Origin of the sequence: Arthrobacter sp. CAN_A1 (genome assembly GCF_015751665.1) — a bacterium.
In the GTDB taxonomy this organism is placed as follows: Bacteria; Actinomycetota; Actinomycetes; order Actinomycetales; family Micrococcaceae; genus Arthrobacter_D.
Genome location: NZ_JADOUR010000005.1, coordinates 229,116 through 250,940, shown reverse-complemented (window position 1 = coordinate 250,940; position 21,825 = coordinate 229,116). Strand labels below are relative to the sequence as shown.

Sequence of the window (21,825 nt, the reverse complement as noted above, 5' to 3'; positions counted from 1 at the left end):
TCGGTGCCCGGATCTAGCATGGCCGCATGAAACCCCTTCAGAAGGCCAAGGTACCGCGCACCCGTAAATGCCCGGTCTGTGAAAGCGAATCGTGGCGGATTGCCTACGGGATGATTTTGCCGGACGCGCGGGAGCTGATGCCGAAAACGGTGTTTGCCGGGTGCTGCGTCTTTATGGATGAGCGACTTAACCTCGCAACGGGGGAGAGGGAGCTTGGATCACCCGACTGGGAATGCCAGAACGCCGAATGTCGGCATCAGTGGTGGTGACCTCCTTGGAGTCGTCCAATAAATTGTTGAACAATACCTTGCGCAGATTGTTCAACAACCTGTAGGGTCGTCTCCAATACAAAAATGTGACTCCAGTCACCTTGACGTAACGGATGGGCCCATGGCAGATATCGAGAACAAACCGAAGCTGAGCTCCTCCGCTCGGCGTACCGCGCTCCTGGGAGCTATGTTCCTCATGGCGACCAGCGCCATTGGGCCTGGCTTCATCACCCAGACCACAGTCTTCACCGTTCAGATCGGCGCCGCGTTCGCGTTCGCGATCCTGGCATCGATCCTCATCGACATCGCCGTCCAGATGAATGTCTGGCGCGTCATCGGGGTCTCCGGGCTCCGCGCCCACGAACTCGGCAACAAGGTCCTCCCCGGGGTGGGCTGGTTCCTCGCCGGGCTGGTCTTCATTGGCGGCGTGGTGTTTAACATCGGCAACATCGCCGGTACCGGCCTCGGAACCAACGCCATGCTCGGCATGGATCCCAAGATCGGCGGCGCTATCTCTGCCGTCATCGCCATCCTGATCTTTATCAGCAAGAAGGCCGGCATGGCGCTCGACCGCATCGTCGTGTTGCTCGGTGCCATCATGATCCTCCTGATGATCTACGTGGCCATCGTCGCGGCGCCTCCCGTCGGTGAAGCCCTCAAGAACGCGATCCTCCCCGAACAGATCGACTTCCTCATCATCACCACCCTCGTCGGCGGCACCGTGGGCGGTTACATCACCTACGCCGGCGCGCACCGGATGCTCGACTCCGGCGTCACCGGTCCCGAAAACGTCGGGGAGATCACCCGCAGCTCCGTGCTCGGCATTATCGTCACTGGCGTCATGCGGGTCCTGTTGTTCCTGGCAATCTTCGGCGTGGTCGCCGGTGGTGCGGTGCTGACCAGTGACAATCTGGCTGCAGAAGCCTTCGGCGTTGCCGCTGGCGAGATCGGTATGCGTATGTTCGGCATCGTCCTGTGGGCCGCCGCCATCACCTCGGTGATCGGTGCGGCGTTCACCTCGGTCTCCTTCATCACCACCTCGAAGACCCCCGAGCGGAAGCGGAACCTCATTACCGTTGCGTTCATCGCAGGCTGTGCCGTGGCGTACCTCTTCCTCGGTCAGGCTCCGCAGGAACTGCTGATCTTCGCCGGTGCGTTCAACGGACTGATCCTGCCGGTCGGCTTCGGTGTACTGCTGTTTGTGGCCTGGCGCCGTCGGGACCTGCTGCACGGCTACGTCTACCCCAAGTGGTTGCTGATCATCGGCGTCATCACCTGGCTGCTCACCTTGTTCCTCGGCTACACCTCCATCACCGGACTGGCGCAGCTGTGGGGCTGACCGACCTGCCGGCCGACCCGGCCTCGATGCTGCCCGACGACGCCCGGGCCGCCTTCCGTGCCGGACTGGTGACGCCGACGTCGGGCTGGTCCCGCGGCTACGCGCAGGTGAACGTGCTGGCGATTCCGCGGGAGCAGGCGTTCGACCTGCTGCTCTTCGCCCAGCGCAACCCGAAGCCGTGCCCCATCCTCGGGGTGCTGGAGCCGGGTGAAACCACCGGGCCGCTGCTGGCGGGCGGTGACATCCGGACCGATGTCCCCAAGTACACCGTCTATCACGACGGCGTCCTGGTGGACGAGCCCACGGACATCACCGCCCACTGGCGCGATGACCTGGTCACCTTCCTGTTCGGCTGCTCCTTCACCTTTGAGACCGCACTGCAGGACGGCGGCGTCAGGATCGCGCACATCGATCAGGGCGTGAATGTGCCGATGTACCGAACGAACCGGGAAGCCGCACCCGCCGGCGCCATGTCCGGGCCGCTGGTGGTGTCGATGCGGCCAGTGGCGGCCGCTCAGGTGGCCGACGCCGTCCGCATCACCTCCCGCTACCCGGCCGTGCACGGCGCTCCCGTCCATGTGGGGAATCCGGAGGAGCTGGGTGTTGACCTGGGCTCGCCGGACTTCGGCGACGCAGTGCAGATCCCCGAGGGTCACATTCCGGTGTTCTGGGCCTGCGGGGTCACGCCGCAGGCTGCGGTGATGCAGTCACGGCCGCCGCTGGCGATCGGCCACGCGCCCGGTCACATGCTCATCACCGACGCGCGGGACAGCGACTATCTGGTGCCCTAGGCGGTTCGGGTTTGCTCGGCGGATGCTTCATCAGCGAGGTGCGCCAGCAGTTCGGACTCGGCGGAGTCCAGGTAGGCGCGTAGCCCGGCAGCTGCCTCTTCGCGCTGCCCGGCGCGGAGCCGCTCGACCAACTGCACGTTGCGGTCCACGTAGTGGCTGTGAAAGTCGGGGGCCGATGCCATCGCGAAAAACACCAGCCGCATCTCCGCAAGCACCCGATCCATCAGGGTGCGCAACGATTCGCTGCCCGCCAGGCCAACGACGGCGCTGTGGAGCGCCTGGTTGGCATCAGCCATGTCCGGGACCGACCCGGCGTCGCGCGCTGCCTGGGCGCGCCGCACAATGGCTTCCATGTTCTCGAGCACCTCGGGGGTGACCTCACCCCACAACGCGGCGGCGGGTTCGATCATCCGGCGCACCCGGTAAATCTCGCGCACCTCATCGGCACCCGGGGACGCCACAAACACGCCGCGGTTCGGGATCCGGGTGACCACTGACTCGCGGGCCAGCGAGGAGAACGCCTCACGCAACGTATTGCGGGACACGCCCAGTGCCGTCGACAACGACTGCTCCGACAGCTTGGACCCCGGCGTCAGCTCGCCCGCGGCGATCCGGCCCCGCAGGACGGTGGCGATCCACGCCGCCGTGTGCGCATGCTCGGCCGATCCCGATGCCCCGTTATCCAGCTCCGCTGCTGCTTCGATAGCCATTACTTTCCCCACCCTCGTCACCAACAGATGTTAGCCGACCGTGCTCAGAACGTTTCCCAGGACTTCGCCACGGGCGACGGCGGCACCCGGGTCCTGCCCGCCGCGGGTGAACGTACCGGCCGCCGTGGACACCACCTCGGTTTCCATCTTCATGGCCTCCACGACGGCGACGGGCTGTCCCGCGGCGACCTCGGCGCCGTCGTCAGCCAGCCACTTCACCAGGGTGCCGCCCATCGAGGCGGTGATCGCGCCGTCGTCGTTCGCCGTCGCGTCGGGGGACTGAGCGACGGCGCTTCCGTTAGCGTTGCCGCCACCGTTCATCAGCGCAGCGAACACTTCGGCGGGCAGCCCGAGCTGGACCGCTTTACCGTCGATCTCCACGGTGAGGGTTTCCCGCCGGGCAACCGGTCCCGCGGTCCCGCTCGACAGTGCGGCGTCCAACCGGCCAGCGAATGCATTCTCGATCCAGGTGGTGTACACGCCGAGTCGTTCCGGGTTGGTGAAGTCCGGATCCCGCACCACGGCACGGTGGAAGGGAATCACCGTGGGAAGGCCTTCGATCCTCAGCTCGTCGAGGGCGGCGCGGGCGCGGCGGAGGGCTTGCGGCCGGTCTTCGCCGTGCACGATGAGCTTGGCCATCAGGGAGTCGTATTCGGCGGGGACGCTGGAGCCGGAGCGCACCCCCGTGTCGACGCGGATGCCAGCGCCGGTGGGCGCCTCGAACACGTCGATCAGTCCCGGCGAGGGCAGGAACCCGCGGCCGGCGTCCTCAGCATTGAGCCGGAACTCGATCGCGTGGCCCCGCGGCGCAGGGTCCTCGGTGATGCTGACCGGCAGGCCGGCGGCGATGCGGAACTGTTCGCGGACCAGGTCGATGCCCGACGTCGCCTCGGTCACCGGGTGCTCCACCTGCAGGCGGGTGTTGACCTCCAGGAAGGAGATCACGCCGTCGGGCGCCACCAGGTACTCGACGGTGCCCGCGTTGGTATAGCCGGCCTCGCGGCAGATGGCGCGAGCTGACTCGTGAATCCGGGTGCGCTGGTCATCGGTCAGGAACGGGGCGGGGGCTTCCTCGACGAGCTTCTGGTTGCGGCGCTGCAGGGAGCAGTCGCGGGTCCCGACGACGACGACGTTCCCGTGCGTGTCGGCGAGGACCTGCGCCTCGACGTGCCGCGGCTTGTCGAGGAACCGTTCCACGAAGCACTCGCCACGCCCGAACGCGACTGTCGCTTCGCGGACCGCCGAGTCGAACGCGTCGTCGATGTCTTCCATCCGGTGGGCGATCCGCATGCCGCGCCCGCCGCCACCGTAGGCCGCCTTGATGGCGACCGGGACGCCGTACTGTTCGGCGAACGCGCGGACCTCCTCGGCGCTGGCGACCGGACCATCGGATCCGGGGACCAGCGGGGCCCCGACCTTCACGGCGATCTCACGGGCGGTGACCTTGTTGCCGAGGCTGCGGATCGCCGCCGGTGACGGGCCGATCCAGGTGAGCCCGGCGTTCTGCACGGCCTCGGCGAAGTCGGCGTTCTCGGAGAGGAATCCGTAACCGGGGTGGACGGCGTCGACCCCGGCCTTCACTGCGATGTCGAGCAGCTTGTCCATGTTGAGGTACGTGTCGGCGCTGGCCGATCCGTCCAGCGCGTAGGCCTCGTCGCTGAGGCGGACGTGGAGGGCGTCGGCGTCGGGCTCGGAGTACACGGCAACCGAGGTCAGCTCCACGTCAGAGCAGGCGCGGGCGATGCGGACGGCGATTTCCCCGCGGTTGGCGATCAGGACCTTCTTCATGGCTGCTACTTTCGCGGGCTTCGGGTGGTGGTCGGGGTCTGTTTCAGGGGCTGCAGCGTTTCGGGGTCGACGGCTTGGAACCGCAGCTTCGTTCCCGGCGGGAGTTGGGCTGCGATCGGTAGGTCATCTGGTACGACGACGCCGATCACCGGATACCCGCCGGTCACCGGATGGTCGGCGAGGAACAGCACCGGAAGGCCCGACGGCGGCACCTGCAGCGAGCCTGCGACGACCCCTTCGCTGGGGAGTTCATCGGTGATGGTGCGTTCGAGTGGCTTGGTCGGTCGCTGCGCTGCGGTGTCTTGTATTTTGGTGGCGTCCGCTGCAGCTCCGGCATCTCCCGTGGCGAGCCGGACGCCGATCCGGTTCGATTCGGCGGTCACGGTCCAGGTCTGCCCGGTCAGCGCTGTCTGGGATGCGTCGGTGAACCAGTCGTGGCGGGGTCCGCCGATGATGCGGAGGACGACCGGTGCGTGGGTTTTCGTTCCGACGCCGCTCAGCCGGACGGCGTCGGGAAGCGTTGAGGGCTCTGCGGCGCCGACCGTGCGGCCTTGGTCGATCGGCCCGATCGGCAGCATGGTTCCGGCCGTCAGAGGGTCCGGGCCGATCCCGGACATCACATCGGTGGACCGGCTGCCCAGCACCTCGGGTACATCGATCCCGCCGCGGATGGCCAGGTAGGTGCGGAGCCCGGCGTCGGGCTGGTCGAGGACTAGAGTTTCGCCGTCGTGCAGGGCGAACGGTGAGCACATTGGCGCCGGACGGAAGGTGTCGTCTCCGCCGCCGTCGTCCACGCCGGTAATCACGGCGGGCGTTATGGCTCCGGCCAGGGCGAGGGTGAGTTCGCCGTGGGCTTTGACGGTGAGACCGCCGAGGATGGTCTCGATCACCGCGTCGCCCGGTGTGTTGCCGACCAGCCGGTTGGCTTGCCGGGCGCTCGCGGTATCGGCGGCGCCGGCCTTGGAGACGCCCACGTCGCCGAGACCGGGCCGTCCCAGGTCCTGGATCAGCGACTGTGGGCCCGGAGCGAGAATCTCAAGGGACATGCCAGGCTGATTCACCGTCTCCAGGCCCGGGTGGGTGTCCGGAGCCGCTACGTCCACCTGCTCTGTCACCGTGACCGACTCCCGCACGGCCACGTACTGGACGGCGGTGCCGGGGCGGAGCAGGGCTGGCTGGTCCCGGTCCAGGTCCCAGAGGCGGGACGCAGTGCGGCCGATGAGCTGCCAGCCGCCGGGGGAGCGCCGGGGGTAGACGGCGGAGAAGTTGCCGGCCAGGGCTACCGCGCCGGCGGGGACGGCGGTGCGCGGCGAGGTGCGGCGGGGCACGGTGAGCGCCTCGTTCTCCCCGACCAGGTAGGCGAACCCGGGGGCGAACCCGCCAAACGCTGCAGTCCACAGCTGGCCGGTGTGCGCGGCGATGACGCCGTCGGGGTCGAGGCCGGTGAGGCGGCCCACTTCGGCGAGGTCTTCGCCGTCGTACACCACCTCGATCCGCACGGGATCGCCGGTCGTCGCGGTGTCGGTGGCGGGCGACGTGTCCAGGCGGGCGACGGCGGCCCGGGCGGCGCGGGCGCTGGCGCCGGAATCGAAAACAGCCAGGACGGTCTGGGCTGCGGCGAGGACGTCGACCTGCCCGCGGAGCGGGTGCTGCTGCAGGTGGGCGTGCACCGCGAGGACCGAGTCCAGCGATTCCAGCTGGATCAGCAGGGCGCGCGGCCCGGCCCAGCGGATTTCGGGAGGGTTCACACGAAGCTCCGGATCTCGACGCCGGCGGCTTCGAGGTCGCGGCGGACGGCGGCGGCCATGGAGACGGCGCCGGTGGTGTCGCCGTGGAGGCAGATGCTCTCGGCTGTCGTGTGGATCGTGGAGCCGTCGCGGGCGATGATCGTGCCCTCGGTGGCGAGCCGGACCATGTTGGCGGCGACTTTGTCCTCATCATGCAGGACGGCGCCGTGTTCGCGGCGGGAGACCAGGGTGCCGTCCGGGTTGTAGGCGCGGTCGGCGAACGCTTCGGGGACGCCACGGAGGCCAGCCTTCTCGGCGGCTGTCAGGGCCACGGAGCCGGGGAGGAGCATCAGCGGGAGGTCGCCACCGAACGCCTTGACGGCGTCGACCACGGCCTGGGCCTGCACCTCGTGGGTGACGATGGTGTTGTAGAGGGCGCCGTGGGGTTTGACGTACTTGATGGCGCCGCCGGCCGCACGGGAGATCGCGTCGAGGGCACCGAGTTGGTAGAGGACGTCGTCGGCCAGTTCGGTGGGGGAGCAGTCGAGGAAGCGGCGGCCGAATCCGGCCAGGTCGCGGTAGCCCACGTGTGCCCCGATGGTCACATTGGCGGCGACGGCGTCCCGGCAGGTCTGCGCGATGGTCGACGGATCACCGGCGTGGAACCCGCACGCCACGTTGGCGCTTGAGACGGAGCGGAAGATGGCGGCGTCGTCGCCCATGGTCCAGTTGCCGAACGATTCGCCGACGTCGCTGTTGAGGTCGATGTACACCATTGTGATCCTCGTCTCTCCTGAGTGGTCCCTCTAGGATGCACGAGTTTGCAGGATTGTTCAACAATTCTGCGTCAGGCTGGTCTTTTCGGTGCCGTGACGCCTATGAGCTATGGAGCCACTGTGCTCTGTAGTCGCTTTTCGAGCCGGAACGCGACGAGCGCCGTCGCCGCCCCGGCCGCGGCGACCACTGCCGCCAGGGCCCAGCCGACGCCGTCGGGAAAGTGGGTGAAGATAAACCCGAAGACCAACGGTCCGAGGGTCGCTCCGACGTAGGTGCCGATCTGGGTGATCCCGGTGGCGCGGGTGGTGTGGGGGTGGGAAGCGCGTGAGACTACGAAGTGAGCCAGCCCGTTCCAGCCCCAGCCGAGGCCGAACGCGATGATGCACCCGATGCCGTAGGCCACCGGGTGCCCGGAGGCCATGCCGATGAGGCCCACGCAGCCGGTGCCCATCATGATGGCGACGGTGGCCATGGAGCCGCCGATGCCGCGGTCGGCGGCAATGCCCACCAGCGGTCGGGCGAGGATTCCGGCGACGCTCGCGGCGCCGAGCAGCAGGCCGGCGGTGGCGGCGTCGAACCCGGCGCCGACGGCCGAAGCCACAGTGAAGGATCCCACCACGTTGGCTTGCGCCGAGCCGAGCCCGCTGGCGACCGCGGTCATCAGGAGGAACGGCCGCAGTTCACGGGGGATCGGCGTTTTTGCGGCTTTGGATTTTGGCGCTGTTTTGTCTCTCGGTGCCCGACGGGGCACTGATCGCACCAGTGCCGGGATGAGCAGAATCGCCAGTCCCGCGGCGATGGCGAAGGTCCACTGCCAGCCGATGGTGAGGGCAATCAGGGGTACGGATAGTCCGGCGGCGAGGGTGGCTGCGGGGATGGCCGCTTGTTTGAGGCCGAACGCGAACGCGCGGTTCCTGGTATCCACCTGGTCCACGATCAGGCCGTTGGAGAGCGGCTGACACAGCGCGTTGGCCGCGCCAGCGAACGTCAGCCAGAGGAGGAGCCAGGGCCAGTCGGGGGTGAGGAAAGCAATTCCCACCAGCGAGATCAGGCCAAGGCTCACGCCCAGCGGCATGCCCCGCCTCAGCCCCAGGGCGGTGGCGACGACGCCGGCCGACGCCGACAGGAGTGCCGAGACGCCCCAGAACACCCCCACGACGATGCCGAGGGCCGACGGCGTCAGCCGCAGGTCGTCTTCCAGTTGGACGGCGAGTCCACCGATCAGGAAGACCGGGAGCACTCCGACCACTGTGGTGAGCGCGGCCATGGCTGTCGCGAGCCGGCCGGGTCGGCGTCGGTCGGGCGCCGAATGTTGTAGCTGGGCGGCTGTCACGCCCTCAGCCTATCCTCGGCGGTAGCAGTTCCCAGCTACGCTCTTCCCATGACCAGCAGTCAGCATCGGAGTCGTTCGTCGACCTACCCAGCCGTGGACGTCGTCGCAGTCCAGAGGCGTACGGTGTCGGTGCTGATTGTGGGCCAAATTCTTGGCGGCATCGGTATTGGGTGCACCGTCTCGATCGGGGCGGTGATGGCTGCCAACATTTCCGGGTCGGACGCGCTGTCCGGCACGGCCACGACGCTGAGCACCCTGGGTGCTGCGGCGAGTGCCATCCCGCTGGCCCGGCTCGCTCAACGGCTGGGCCGACGTCGGGCCCTGACCACTGGTGCCCTGCTGGCCGCAACTGGATCCGTCGTGGCAATTGTTGCCGCGACACTGAGCTCGTTCCCTGTGCTGTTGCTGGCTTTTGCTTTCCTCGGTGTCGGTACCGCGGTGAACCTGCAGGCCAGATTTGCTGCCACCGACCTGGCGAGTCCGGAGCATCGGGGGCGGGACCTGTCGCTGGTGGTCTGGTTCACCACCATCGGGGCGGTGCTGGGACCCAACCTGATCGGGCCGGGCGAGACGATCGCGTCAACGCTGCAGATGCCGTCGCTCACCGGGTCCTTCCTGATTGCTGTGTTCGCACAGTTGGCCGCGGCGACCGTTTATCTGGTGGCATTGCGACCGGACCCGTACCTGTTGAGCAAGTCCAACGCCACCCAGAACACTGACGACGTTGTCCCCGGAGCCATCCGCGGGCGGGGTCCGCTGGTGTTTGCCATCGGCTCCATCGCCATCAGCCATGCGGTGATGGTGTCGGTGATGTCCATGACACCGGTGCACCTGATCAATCATGGTGTAACGCTGACGATTATTGGTTTGACCATCAGCCTGCACATTGCTGGGATGTTTGCGCTGTCGCCGGTGTTCGGGTGGCTCAGCGACAAGGTAGGCCGGGTGTCAACCATCCTGATGGGGCAGGGTCTGTTCGCTGTGTCGCTGCCGATTGTCGCGTTGGGCGAGGACGATCCGGTCCTGGTGACCGTGGGACTGGTGTTCCTCGGGCTGGGCTGGAGTGCGTCGACTGTCGCAGGATCTGCGCTGGTGGCGGATCTGGTGACCGGCTCGGCTCGGCCGAAGATTCAAGGCCGGACAGACCTCTTCATGAACCTTGCCGGCGCGGTTGGGGGAGCAGCCGCCGGGGTTGCACTGGTGCTGATTGGCTATGCCGGACTGGCTTGGGCTGCCAGCGTGCTGGTGCTGGTGGTTGTGGCGGGGTCGCTCGTCGTCAGATCCGAGGTTACGCGGGCAGCACCCTGATGGTGAAGGTTCGGCGAGCTACTGCACCGGTGTTGTCTTGGACCTCTACGGTAAAGGAGAACGTCGCCGCCCTTGTGGGGGTGCCGGTGACTCTGGCCTCCGGCCTGTTCTCCAGGGTGTTCTTGACGAAGCGTGTCCCATCGGGAAGGGTTCCGGAGACCAATTTGAACCTGAACGTTGAAGGTCCAGGGGGATCACTGCAGACGATGTAGCCGAGATACGCCTGCCCCACCGTGGCATCGGGCATCTGCGCCGGGGTGATGAACGTCAATGGCTCTTCAGGTGACACGGTCGCCGAGGCGCCGTTTGAGGCGGTCGACGTGTTTTCGGCAGCGTCGAAGGCGGCCACCGTGTAGGTGTAGGTTCCGGCGGCGAGTCCTGTGTCAGTAAAACTTGTCGCATCCGTGGTGCCCAACAAGCTGCCGTTGCGGTGGACCCGATAGCCGGCTACCCCAGTGTCGTCCGTGCTGATTCCCCAGCTGAGGCTGACCGTTGTACCCACCACGGTGGTGACCAGGTTCGCCGGAATCGAGGGTGAAGTGGTATCCGAAGCTGATGCTGGGGGTACGGTCACCGACGCGTTGTTGCTGGCTCCAGAGGTATTCCCAGCCGCATCGATGGCCGCCACCGTGTAGGAGTAGGTTCCTGCCGCCAAACCCGGGTTGGAGAGTGTGGTGGTGGTGACGGTGCCCGCCAGCACGGTCCCGTTGCGGGACACGCGGTACCCGGTGACGCCAACGTTGTCCGTGCTGGCTGTCCAACTAAGGGTAGCCGTGAAACCGGACAGTGTGGCGGTCAGGTTTGCGGGCACACTCGGAACGGTGGTGTCCGACGCTGGTGGCTGGGTGACCGTGCACCCGGTCAAGGTCCTGGTGATGACGGTCGCTGAACCGTCTCGCAGGTCCACCGTGCAATCGGCTGGCGCGGTATAGGGGTCGCGGTCGATGCGGAACTTCCCCGAGCTGTCGCTACGGCCCATGACAACGTTGTCCACACTGATGTCGCGGGACGCGATCGCGGTTCCTTCGATCCGCAGCGCTGACCCGGAGACTTCCGCCCGGGTGACAGAGACGGCTGCGACGGCCGGAGCTACGGTGAGCATCCCGGGCAACATAGTGCCCGCTATAACGGCTGCAATGATTGAGCGCTTGCGATTCCTGAGCATATTGTGATCCTCACTCTGGGGCCATTGACCTGACAGAGGAAAACCGTTCCCTAAGACGGAATCCGTATGCCGAAATATACGCCCGATCATCCGTGGGTTCAATGGACAGGCCGAGCTACTGCACCCGCCGTCGCCTCATAGGTCCGGGTCTTTCGGTGCGCTCAGGCCGAGGTGATGTCAGGCCAGTCTTGGTCCCGGGCAAAGGTGGGGCGGTGGAGTCGTAGCTGTGGCCGGTGGGGGTGGTGATCCGGAGGGAGTGTCGGGGTCCGGGGCGTGGTTGTGCTGTCCAGCCGGGTGTTTCTTTGGTGTGGTTGCACGCTTCGCAGAGCCCAGCCCCGTTCGAAATGGAGGTACACCCGCCGCGATGCCACGCGACGATGTGGTCGACGTGGCGGATGGGTGCGTCGCAGTACGGGGTGCGGCAGGTGTCGTCCCGGGCGGTAATGTACCGGCGTTGCACCCGCGTGAAGAGTCGGGCCCTGGAATCCATGGCTACCAGGTCCCCTGTGCCTGGTGTGGTGTAGAGGCGGCGCACCCACACGTCGAAGGTGGATTGGGCTGGAGACGGGTTCAGGAGGTCTCTGGCCCAGGAGGAGGGGACGATGCCGTAGCCGGGGATCCGGGCCGGTTCGCTGTCGCACTGAAGGAGGGCCCGGTCGGTCATGATGACCTGCACCTCGACCCGGGAGACACCACCGGCGACACCGGTGATGCGTTCGACGAGGGTGTCGGCCATCAACTGTCCCCGGGACCGGGTGTCCCCGCCCGATCGGGCCGTGTCGGCGTGCCGGGTTAACGCCGCGTAGGCGGCCACCGCGTTTTTCACCGGCAACAACGCGCTCAGGTACGCCATGGTGTCCGGTGCCGGACGGATACTCACGAACCGTTCGCCGGCGGCGTGGGCGGCCCGGTTCACCACCGAACGCGGATCCCGCCGGTACGCGGCAGCCTTCACCGCCGCGACGATGGTTTTGTCCCCGCACCCGCTAAACGTCCCCGTGTCAGGGTGGAGTTCCTCATCGACGGCCGTCCGGTCGGCGGCGGACAGGCACGCCGTCTCCTTCACCAGGAGGGTAGCCCGCCACTCGTTCAGCTCACCGTCCTCCAGGGCTGCCAACGTATGGGGCATTTCCGTGGCCAGCGCCCGAGCCAACCCCAGAAGTCTGCTGCCGCGGGACGGGGACTCCCGACGGGCCAAAGCGACCTGCGCGGCAACACTTCTGCCCTGCTCCGCGCCTGGCACGCCGGCGTTGGCCTGGGATTGGCGTTCGGAGAGGTCAAAGGCCACAGCGATCCGGGCCTGTATCCCGGCAATGGCGGATTTCACGTCCTCTAGTCCGCGGAGCTGATTGATCATCCCGGCGGAGTCAGCGGCTGGCTTCAGCGACTGGAGGGCGTTGAGCAAAACCCAGGTGCCAGCATCACGGGAAGCGCTGCCATTAGCAGTACTACTAGAACCAGAAGAACCACGCGGGCCCCTTCCCGGGAGGGTAGATTCCTTCCGAATCGATGTAGAAGCCGTGCTGCCGTCCATACCTCCATTGTCCCAAACTGCACCGACAATCCAGGGACTCACGAGCCTATGTGGATAAATCTCTCGAACAAACATTCGAATACGGTCGGAGGCCCGGCTCGGGCTATAGACAGGATCCATCCGTCGTGCGACCACAGCGACGCCAAACGGTTCCTTGCCGATCGGCTCGTGAATGCCCGACCTGCTTGGGCAGCACCCAACGGCGGCGCAACCAGCCAACAATCACACGGGCGGGAACTGCAGTACGCCGCCCTGGTAGACCTGCCCGATCATGGATCGCAGCATCGGCAGCTGTTCCGTCGATTCGAGCGTGCCGGTGAGGACGACGACGTCGGCCAGGTGCTTTGGCGCCAACCGGCCCACGGAGTCGACGGGGGTGATGAGTTCGCCCGGCACCGAGGTGGAAGCCGCCAGGACCTGCTCAAGGGTCATGCCGGCATCGGCCATCAGCGCGAGCTCTTCCAGATTGTCGCCGTGCGCGCCGACTCCGGCGTCGGTTCCCATGCCGACCTTGACCCCAGCGGCGATTGCCCGGGCAACCGACTGGCGGTGGTCCTCCGCGACCCGTTTGGCCTTGTCGATGACCTGTGGCGAGAGGCCGCTCGTCCCAGATTCGCCCTTGCGGATGACGGCCAGCGGGGCTGACAGGGTGGGTACGAGGTAGGCCTTGGTGTCCAGGAACAGCTGGATTGCCTCGTCGGTGAGGTAAATGCCGTGCTCGATGGTCCGCACGCCGGCCTGCAGCGCGTTGATGATCCCGGCGGTGCCTTGCGCGTGGGCCATGACGTACTTGCCCTGCATCCCGGCTTCCTCAACGACGACGGCGATCTCCGCTGGGGTGAACTGGGAGTGCTTCGGGTCGGTGGTCGGCGAGAGGACGCCGCCGGTGGAGCAGATCTTGATCTGGTCCGCGCCCGCCCGCAGGAGGGTGCGCGTCACCTTGCGGACCTCTTCGACGCCGTCGGCGATGCCGCTGGGACGGCCGGGATGCGGCCCGAAGTCGGGGGAGTCGAGTCCCGAGGGATGCCAGAGGTCGCCGTGGCCGCCGGTCTGGGACATGATGCTGACGGCAATGCGGAGCCGTGGGCCCTTGACGATCCCGGTCTCGACCGCCTGCTTGGCACCCAGGTCGGCGCCACCGGCGTCGCGCACGGTCGTGACGCCAGCGCGCAGGGTGGCCTCAAGGTTCCGCACGGATTCGTAGAACTGCAGCGAGTAGGGCTCGACCATCGCCTGGATGGATCCCGGGGTCGACGTCATGGCGTGAACGTGCAGGTCGATCAGGCCCGGAAGCACCGTGCGACCGGCGCAATCCACCACCGCGGCATCCGCATACGCGTCGGCTGAGCCGGCGTCGCGGCCCACTGCTTCGATGATCCCGTCGCGGATGACGACGTCGGTTTGGCCGGGGAGGAAGCGTTCGCCGTCGAACACGTGGCCATTCTTCAGAACTGTCGCAAGCGTCATTGCTGCCTTTCGAGGTTTGTCGTGACCTGATTCACCTTACTAGCGCGACTGCGGGTGTGGATCAGACGCTCTGTGATCAGCAATAACCAGATTGAGCCGAGAGCCATCGACTACCTAGCTGGTCCGCCGGCCGGGGGATGGAGTCAGAGGGCCCGTACGTCGAGGACGGACGCAAGTCCGATGAAGTCTCTGATGTTGCGCGTGTATAGGATCGCCTCGTGGGTCATTGCGGTGGCGGCGATGAGTAGGTCGAAGCTTCGCGCCTGGGGCTTCCTGCCCGATTCTGCGAACAGGTGAGATATCAATCCGTAGTTCCGTGCCACTTCGCTGTCGACGGGTAACGCCGAGAACCTGCTCTCAATCGCCGCAAGCCGGCGAAGGCGGAGTGCGCGTTGCGCTTCGTTGGCAACCAAAACGCCGTAGTGAAGTTCGGCATGACTGATCGTGCTGATACCGATTTCTTCGGGGACGGCCGGTACAACATTGGCGATGAGTAGGTTTGTGTCGAAGATGGCTTTCACTGCTGGGTCCATGGGTCGCGAGGTGACTCGTCAAATGCTCGCAGATCGGTCGCCCACTCCGGATCCGTCGGAGAGGAAAAGAGGTCTTGTACTTCGCTGTATCGATGCCAGGATCGCTCCGCTATGGGGCTAAGCACCGCGGCGTCCCGACCGGCGACGGTAATGGTGATCGTCTCACCAGCTTCGGCCCTCTTGATGATATCGCTGGCATGCTGGCGAAGTTCTTTCAGACCAATATGCTTCATCCAACCAAAGTAGCACTTGTGCTACTCCGAAGATCGGCGTTGGCCTAGGGCAGCCGATCCAGGACCCAATCCCACCGGATCACCTCCTGCTCCAAGCGGACGCCAGGGCCATAGTGGTTGTCCCGCAGAGCGCGGTACAGGTCTGACTCTGAGGGAGTGAGCCGCACCGGTTCGTATCGTGCAGGGGAAGCTTCGGTGACCCACTCGGCGCGATGCGTCAGCAGGGTCTCCGCATCCATGAGGAGGCTGGAGACGTGGGGGTGCACAGTGCGCAGCAAATCAAGGATGCGGAACCCATGGGTATCAAGATCCCCCCAGTAGAAGACGGCGCAATCCTGCAGCCAGCTAGCGTCGCGCACTGCCGAGACTCCGTAGCCCGCCCCGAAGAGTGCCATGGTGCCCGGCCGATCCGGGAGGGAAAGGAAGTTCACCAGATTCTCGGTGACAATGACGGTATCGACCGGTAGGTTCAGGGTCCTGAAAACCTCGGAGGTGACCGTGATGTCGCGGGCGGCGCCCAGCAAATCCAGCCCTGCGCTGAGGTGATCCGCACTCTGGTCATCAACACCTGGGTTATCGAGACAGCGTCCGTCGAGCAGCCGGAAGCGGACCAGTTCCGGCGGATGAGTAAACCCGTGACGGCGGGCGAACCGCGCCGCCGGGGTGCGCGGCTGAACCGCCCCCAGCAACTCATCGGCGGCGACGGTATCAGGCACAGCCAGCGCAGCGTCGTCGTCGGTCGCCGACAGCTGGACGGAAGCGGGATCCTTGATCGGCTCCCGGGCACGCAAAGCGATCACCATCTCGTCCACCGTCTGCCGGTGTCTTTCGATGAACTTCGTGTGGACTCCCGGCAGGCTCAGCTGCCGGACAAAGATCCCGGGATGTGGATTCGCCGCAAGCCACACGGCTGCCCGGGCGGCGAGAAGCGCCGAATCACCCAACCGCAGCAGCTCCAGTGGACGGTTGGCCGCCCAGGCGTGCAGGACAGGGTCGACCGCTGCGAGCTTCTCGGCGACCGCCTGGGCACGAAGGGAGTCCCTGGTTTTGCCTGCGAAAGCGATCTCGTCCTCGACCCGGGCAAACACCGCAGCGGCCGGTACCAGGTTCGTCCCGATGGTGGTTCGGCCAATTTCGGCCGTCTCCAGGGTAAAGTCACCGTCTGCGTCGAACCACTCCCGGGCCCAGGTGCGCGCCGCAGCGTAGCTGTCGCGCAGCTCGGCCGCGGTTGGCTTCTTAACGGCACGACGGCGCGGATAGGCGCCCGAAGGGTCCAACAATTCCCGCAGCAGGGTGCCCCGACCCCAGGCCTTGACCGACTGCGCGCGCAGCTCGGCAAGGGTGGTCCACCGGGAGTCAGTTGGCACGTGAGGCCCGCTCGTCCCGGTACTCCTGGATGGTCATGTTGCGGAGCTGGGAATCGTCGCCGTTGGAGTTGGCCACAAACCCCACGTGGGAGACAAAGGGTTCGATCACGTGGATCTTCTGCAGGGGTGTGACGATGAGTAGTTGCAGCTTCATCCGCTGGAAGAGTTCCAACCCGTAGCGAGCCGACTCGTCCGATCCGCGGCCAAACGCCTCGTCAATCACCACAAAACGGAAGCTGCGCCCGGCGGCTTTCCCGCCGGTCTTGCCAGCGGACCCGAGCCCGAACTGGAAGGCCAAGGCCGCGGCAAGGATGGTGTATGCCAACTTTTCCTTCTGGCCACCAGACTTACCACCGGAGTCCGTGAAATGCTCGTACTCCTCACCGGTTTCGGTCCATTTTTCCGACGCCGAGAACGTGAACCAATTGCGGACATCGGTCACCTTCCAGGTCCACTTCTCGTCGAGCGCGGTGTACCCCTCGCGTCCCCGGAACCGTTCGATGAGCCGTTCCACCTGCACAAACTTTTGTTCTGAGTACTGATCCTGATCATTCAGGCTTCCCTCCGAACACGCACGCAGATCGATACCGAACTGCCGCACGTCGAGATCAGTGGTGGGCTGGTGCTCCAGTTGGATGTGCCGCCCGGGATTATAGGGAATCCCGGCCAGCGACACGTTGATCTCATTGATACGGTGAACGATGTCCTGCCGGCGGCTGTCCAGGAAAGCGTTGAAGGCCACCACCTCGTGAATGGTGTTCTGGTTCAACGACTCCTTGAAATGGGTCTGGAACCGGGGCAGGTCATTGCTCACCAACTCGTGCAGCAACCGGTTAAATTCTCCGGCCGATTCGAGGGCTGCATCGAACTCGGTGGTCTCGTTCGGGTACTTGTTGCGGAAGTCGGCCATCCTGCGCACCGTTGACTCGGCAGCGGTGGCGATCCGCTTGGTGAGCGCATCGATGGTGCCCGTCAGCTTGTTCCGGACCGTCGACTCCACGCCGGCGGTGTTCTTGTAGGTCAGGGTCGCGCCGCCCAAAGCCTCCGCCTCGAGCACCCCGACGGCGGCGAGGACGTCGGCGTCGTCGGTCAGCGGAGTGTCCGCCAGGACCACTCGGCAGTCCTCGACCGCCTCGGCGATGTCCCGTGAGGCATTCTCGTTGGCGCCCAGGCGCTGCTGAATCCTTCCCGCCTTCTCCTCAAGCCGGCCCAACTGAAGGTTCAGTTCAGATTCCCGGACCCCCAGTTGCTGGAGCACATCGCTCGCGGATTCGAGGTTCGAACGCTCCCGTTTCAGCCCGTCGATCTTCTGGGCGGTCTCCTGCCAGCCGATTTCCCCGAAGTCGGCGATGGAACCAAGGGTGCCCAGATACTGGTGCTTCCGGCCGAAGGCGCCCAACGCTTGGGTCACTTTGGTCAGCCGTGCCTCAACACCGGACCGGTCGCCCGCCAGTTCGTCCCGCTCCGCCCGGATCCGGGCGATCTTGTCGTGATTGTCCCAGCCGAGGACAAAGTTGCGCCGGTCCGCCAGGTCTCTCCGGTCGTCCTTCTCATGCCGCCCGCCTCCACCCTTGAGCTGGCCACTCATGGTCACGGCTCGGGGGCGCCGCCGGAAATCCTCGAGTGACCCGGAGCAGAAATAGTCGAACCGACCGCTCAGCTCATCAAGGAGGAAATCCCTGAACGGTGTCGCCTGTTTGACCGCAATCTTCGAGGACAGGGTTCCCGGTTCGGCCGGTCGCGGAGAATATCGGTCTCCCACCCGGCGGTATACCAGGCGCCCTTTCAGGTTGTTCCCGTCCACCCAGCTGCTGACCGCCGCATAGTGTTCCTCCGGCACCAGCAGCGACAGTGCGAAACCCCGCAGGGTGCGCTCCGCGGCGCCTTCCCACACACTCTCGCCGTCGCGCACCCGCAGCAGCTCGCCCGCATAGGGCAGCGCCGATTCGGAGATTCCCGTTCCTTCGCAGAGACGACGCCGCAGCTCCACCTGGTAGCCGGGCAGCAAATCGACCCGGGCCTGCAGACTGGCCAGTTCGGCGTCAATGGCGTGCACCTGTCCGTCAAGTTCGGTCTTCTTGATGGTCAGCCCGGTCACCGTCTCCTGCAGTTCGGCGGACCGCGAGCGAAGCTCAGCCTCCACCTCGGGCAACCTGCCCCGGTTGCGGTCAAACAGCACACGATCCTCCGGGGCCTGCAAACCCAGGTCCGCGGCGGCCGTGGAATAGCCGTCGAAGCGGGACCGCTGGCGGGACAGCTCCGAGCCCAGACGGGAGACATCGGCGTCGATCGCCGCGAGCCGGCCGCCGCCGTTCGAACGGATATCCTCCCGCACCGCTGCCACCTGATGTCTCGCGTCAGCGAGCTCCGCCGCGGTTGTAGCGGCGTCCTCGTTCAGGCGAAGTCCGGTGCTGGACAGCTCCTCATGATGCTCCAGGCTGAGCTGGAGCTTCCGTTCGGTGAACCAGGGATGCAGCTGGTCCCGTTGCGCGCGTGACTGTTCATGCTCGCGGCTCAGCGTGGCGTGGAGCGCGGATCCGTCGCGGATCGGTTCGAGGAGGGTGATCTGATCTTTGGCGCGGACGACGGCGTCGTGGGCCTTCTTGAGGTCGTCGAAGTGGTGGATGAGGGTGCCGATCCGGGTGGCGGCGTCGTCCTCTTCCAACATATTGGTGCGCACAAAGGAGGTGATATTTTCCACCTGTTTCATGGACACGGTCCGGTGGAACAGCTCCATGGCCTGGTTCCCACTGATGCCAAACTGCCGTTTGAATGCGGCGGCGTACGGATCGAACGTGTCGTGCACGACGGCGCCCGCGGCCCGCAGCTGTTTCTTCAGTTTTGCGGGTTCCTGGCCAAAATTGGCGAAGTCCTTGGCGATGGTCTGGGCGTTCTCGGACAGGGAGTAGAAGCGGTTGGGTTGTCCCGACTCCTGGGGGGCCCACAGCGTGATCGCGAGGCTCACCGACCTGCCCAGCTGTTCGTTGTGGAAGACCCCGAGGACCACGGTCAGCGTGCCGGTGCTGCGCAGGGCAACAGGCTTGGAGTATTCGCCGCCGGCGCTGCGGGTGCTCTTGTGGAAGCCCCGCACGTAGGACATCAGAGTGCGTTCCTTCTTCTGCGCACCGGCAGCTTTGTTGTAGTCAATCCGGTTGGCGGGGAGCAGCAGGGTGGTGATGGCATCCACCACTGTCGATTTGCCTGAGCCAATATCGCCGGTCAGCAGGCTGTTGGCGCCGTCGAGGCGGAACGTCCTGACGCCCTGATTGAAGGTTCCCCAGTTCAGCAGTTCAAGTCGCTGCAGCCGGAACCCCGGGGGGATTGCGCCGTCGTCCAGCGGTTCATCAAGGCTGAACAGGCTGTCCTGTTGGTTAGTTGTCATCTGCCGCGACCTCCCCGACGTCTTTGCCGCTACTTTCCTTGGTGCCTGACCCGGCCAGTGACGCCCGGTAGTCGGCTAACCGCGCGTCGAACTCTTCGAGCCACTGCGCGTCGACAAACGCCTTGAGGATCCGTGCCACCTCATAGGTTCCGGGTTGCCCACGCATTTTGCGGAGGAAACCCAGGTCAACCACCTTTTTGATGTCCGAGCCGAGCCGGTCGAGCACCCGGGCCTCATTGCTCGATTCGGCAAGGAAGACCGACACCAGATCGGCGATGTCCTGTTCGGTCATGATGAGCCGGATCTCGCTGCTGTTGGTATCAAATTCGAGCATCCGTCCCCGCAGGAGGGCCAGCAGCAAACTGACGTTGAAGGTGAGCTGGCGGCGGGGGATCAGCCGTGGAAGGCTGCTTTCCGGGTCTTCCCGGGAGCGGAGGAAGGCGTACCCTTCGGGTTCGTCGAGGATGAGATTCAGTCCGAGGACCGCCGCGTAATCCCTCACCTGCGAGGTGAGCTCCAGCAACGCCTGCCAGGTTTTCTCGTCGGATTCGGCGTACACCACCCCTTTGAAGAGCCGGGTAATCACACCGGGGAGTTCCGGCGGCGTGGTGGTGTCCGTCTCGATGGTCATGTGGGCCTCACGAAGATGATCTGGTCAATGGTGGCCTCCCTGATACTTCCATCGGGGAGGGTCCAGAAGAGCTGATCGGTGGAATCCGGGTTGATGGTGGCCCACTGGGATTCAGTGGCCAACTGGTAGTAGGCAACAATTTCGGCCAACCCCTGAGAGAGCGGGTAGCTGGTGGTGATGTCCGCCAGACTGGCCTGGTCGGTGTCAGCCAGCACAGCGTCGATCTGCGCCACGAGCCGCGCCGAGTCCACATGGAACTGGCTGAACAGGGCGGCGGCGTCCACGCCGGAGTCGTCGGCCGTCACGATGGCGTCGTCGACCAGCATTCGCCGGCTCGGCTCGTAGAGGGGGCGTTCAAAGGGAAGCGCCACCTCCACGGCGGGTGCGGGGACGTGCATGAAAGTGCCCGGCGCGGGCTGGCCACGGGTCTCAAGCGCACCGGATTCGATGCTGCGGATGAGCTGCATGATGCGCTTGTTCTCCAGAAATACCTTGTCATCCAGGAGCCGACGCATCTGCTGGGACAGCTGACGGACGGTGGTCTGGGTCTGCTCGACCGCGGGGAGCCAATCCTGATGCAGGTTGGCGACCGTATGTATATTGTCCAGCTTCGCGAGAGCATCGATCTGGGTGGCGCGTTGCAGAAGATCACTGAGTTCCGTCCGGAGCCGGGGCGACATGAGATAGTCCCAGAAGCCCTGGAAGGTCCGGCCCTGCAGAGAGCTGCTGATGTCCTGCTGATTGGCAAAGATGGAGGCCAGCAGCTCGCCCTGGGTGCCGTCCCACGTGGCGATCTGTTCGCGCACCTGACGGTCCAGTTTGCGGAAGTTCTGTTCGACTTCGCGGAAATCCGCGAGCAAGTCCCGTGCCAGTGCGGTGAGTTGCTGGAAGTGGTCGAGCGCTTCGGGCGCGCTCATCACCGCAATATGACCTTCCCTGATGCGCTGCATCTCGGCGTCGATGTCGTCGCGCTGCCGCTGCAGCTCGGCCAGCCGCTCATCCGGGTCGGTCTCGGAGCGCTGCACCAGTTGTTTGAGGACGGCGAAGATGCTGGTGAGCCGCGACTGCGTGGCGACGAAGTCACGGCCTTGCAGACTCTCCACCCACCGGAGCGCGCTCTCGGCTGCTGGTGTCAGGTCGTATCGCGGTTCGTCCTGACCCGTGACGTAGTACTTCCTCAACCAGGCGCGTTCGGGTGCCGCCCAGTCATCAAGATAATCGGCGGCGGACCGGGGATAGCTGTCATCGCCGAAGGAGTCCCGGAGGCCAAAGAGCACGTCATCCAGGGCGTCAACCAGCTGCTGGCGGCCGAGATTTCGTGCATTGGGCCCGGTGAACGCCGCAATGAAGAAGGTTATTGCCAGCGGGGCGTTTTGGGCGCGGAGCAACGACCAGCCTGCATTGTTTTCGCGTAGGGAATTGACCCCGTAGAAATCCATCCGCTCCGAGTCCACCTAGCCCTAGGATGCCT

At 65.6% G+C, this 21,825-nt stretch carries 18 protein-coding genes; 4 read left to right on the top strand and 14 right to left on the bottom strand.

Annotation, left to right across the window (positions count from 1 at the left end):
- Positions 1 to 26: 26 nt before the first annotated feature.
- The 3 genes from IWX62_RS08340 (at position 27) to IWX62_RS08330 (ending at position 2,399) form a co-directional block, all read left to right on the top strand.
- A complete protein-coding gene (locus tag IWX62_RS08340; RefSeq protein ID WP_196840888.1) occupies positions 27 to 269 on the top strand; it encodes a hypothetical protein in 243 nt (80 codons plus the stop codon).
- A gap of 121 nt (positions 270 to 390) precedes the next feature.
- A complete protein-coding gene (locus tag IWX62_RS08335; protein WP_196840887.1) occupies positions 391 to 1,608 on the top strand; it encodes an NRAMP family divalent metal transporter in 1,218 nt (405 codons plus the stop codon).
- A 26-nt stretch (positions 1,609 to 1,634) separates the two neighbouring features.
- A complete protein-coding gene (locus IWX62_RS08330) occupies positions 1,635 to 2,399 on the top strand; it encodes a putative hydro-lyase (RefSeq protein WP_196840963.1) in 765 nt (254 codons plus the stop codon).
- Here IWX62_RS08330 and IWX62_RS08325 read toward each other — a convergent pair.
- From IWX62_RS08325 to IWX62_RS08305, 5 genes are all read right to left on the bottom strand, one after another.
- Positions 2,396 to 3,109, bottom strand: a complete 714-nt coding sequence (locus IWX62_RS08325; protein ID WP_196840886.1) for a GntR family transcriptional regulator — start codon at positions 3,107 to 3,109, stop codon at positions 2,396 to 2,398. The two genes, IWX62_RS08330 and IWX62_RS08325, sit on opposite strands and share 4 nt — an antisense overlap.
- A 30-nt stretch (positions 3,110 to 3,139) precedes the next feature.
- Positions 3,140 to 4,897, bottom strand: coding sequence for an acetyl/propionyl/methylcrotonyl-CoA carboxylase subunit alpha (locus IWX62_RS08320; RefSeq protein ID WP_196840885.1), 1,758 nt, complete (start codon positions 4,895 to 4,897; stop codon positions 3,140 to 3,142).
- Between the two features lie 5 nt (positions 4,898 to 4,902).
- Entirely contained in the window at positions 4,903 to 6,645 is a 1,743-nt protein-coding gene (locus IWX62_RS08315; RefSeq protein ID WP_196840884.1) for a 5-oxoprolinase/urea amidolyase family protein, read from the bottom strand.
- Positions 6,642 to 7,400, bottom strand: a complete 759-nt coding sequence (locus IWX62_RS08310; protein WP_196840883.1) for a LamB/YcsF family protein — start codon at positions 7,398 to 7,400, stop codon at positions 6,642 to 6,644. Before IWX62_RS08310 ends, IWX62_RS08315 begins: the two co-directional genes overlap by 4 nt.
- Before the next feature lie 107 nt (positions 7,401 to 7,507).
- Complete coding sequence (locus IWX62_RS08305; RefSeq protein ID WP_196840882.1) at positions 7,508 to 8,734, bottom strand: MFS transporter; 1,227 nt, start codon at positions 8,732 to 8,734, stop codon at positions 7,508 to 7,510.
- A 48-nt stretch (positions 8,735 to 8,782) separates the two neighbouring features.
- Between IWX62_RS08305 and IWX62_RS08300 the strand changes: the two genes are divergently transcribed.
- A complete protein-coding gene (locus IWX62_RS08300; protein WP_196840881.1) occupies positions 8,783 to 10,042 on the top strand; it encodes an MFS transporter in 1,260 nt (419 codons plus the stop codon).
- On the opposite strand, the gene IWX62_RS08295 is transcribed toward IWX62_RS08300, so the two are convergent.
- The 9 genes from IWX62_RS08295 to IWX62_RS08255 form a co-directional block, all read right to left on the bottom strand.
- Positions 10,023 to 11,207, bottom strand: coding sequence for a putative Ig domain-containing protein (locus IWX62_RS08295; protein ID WP_196840880.1), 1,185 nt, complete (start codon positions 11,205 to 11,207; stop codon positions 10,023 to 10,025). The two genes, IWX62_RS08300 and IWX62_RS08295, sit on opposite strands and share 20 nt — an antisense overlap.
- A gap of 115 nt (positions 11,208 to 11,322) precedes the next feature.
- Entirely contained in the window at positions 11,323 to 12,741 is a 1,419-nt protein-coding gene (locus IWX62_RS08290) for an HNH endonuclease signature motif containing protein (protein ID WP_196840879.1), read from the bottom strand.
- A 222-nt stretch (positions 12,742 to 12,963) separates the two neighbouring features.
- Positions 12,964 to 14,208, bottom strand: a complete 1,245-nt coding sequence (locus tag IWX62_RS08285) for a metal-dependent hydrolase family protein (RefSeq protein WP_196840878.1) — start codon at positions 14,206 to 14,208, stop codon at positions 12,964 to 12,966.
- Positions 14,209 to 14,351: 143 nt separating this feature from the next.
- On the bottom strand, positions 14,352 to 14,729 hold the full coding sequence (locus IWX62_RS08280) for a PIN domain-containing protein (protein ID WP_333483292.1): 378 nt from the start codon (positions 14,727 to 14,729) through the stop codon (positions 14,352 to 14,354).
- Positions 14,726 to 14,974 (bottom strand): type II toxin-antitoxin system Phd/YefM family antitoxin, encoded by a 249-nt coding sequence (locus IWX62_RS08275; protein WP_196840876.1) that lies wholly within the window; start codon positions 14,972 to 14,974, stop codon positions 14,726 to 14,728. Before IWX62_RS08275 ends, IWX62_RS08280 begins: the two co-directional genes overlap by 4 nt.
- 44 nt (positions 14,975 to 15,018) lie before the next feature.
- Positions 15,019 to 16,341, bottom strand: a complete 1,323-nt coding sequence (locus IWX62_RS08270; RefSeq protein ID WP_196840875.1) for a Wadjet anti-phage system protein JetD domain-containing protein — start codon at positions 16,339 to 16,341, stop codon at positions 15,019 to 15,021.
- Positions 16,331 to 19,723: an ATP-binding protein gene (locus IWX62_RS08265; protein ID WP_196840874.1), complete on the bottom strand. Its 3,393-nt coding sequence runs from the start codon at positions 19,721 to 19,723 to the stop codon at positions 16,331 to 16,333. The genes IWX62_RS08270 and IWX62_RS08265 overlap by 11 nt, the downstream gene beginning before the upstream one ends.
- On the bottom strand, positions 19,713 to 20,354 hold the full coding sequence (locus IWX62_RS08260) for a DUF4194 domain-containing protein (RefSeq protein WP_196840873.1): 642 nt from the start codon (positions 20,352 to 20,354) through the stop codon (positions 19,713 to 19,715). Before IWX62_RS08260 ends, IWX62_RS08265 begins: the two co-directional genes overlap by 11 nt.
- Positions 20,351 to 21,793 carry a DUF3375 domain-containing protein gene (locus IWX62_RS08255; RefSeq protein WP_196840872.1) on the bottom strand — a complete coding sequence of 481 codons (1,443 nt, stop codon included), beginning with the start codon at positions 21,791 to 21,793 and terminating at the stop codon, positions 20,351 to 20,353. The genes IWX62_RS08260 and IWX62_RS08255 overlap by 4 nt, the downstream gene beginning before the upstream one ends.
- Positions 21,794 to 21,825 lie beyond the last annotated feature (32 nt).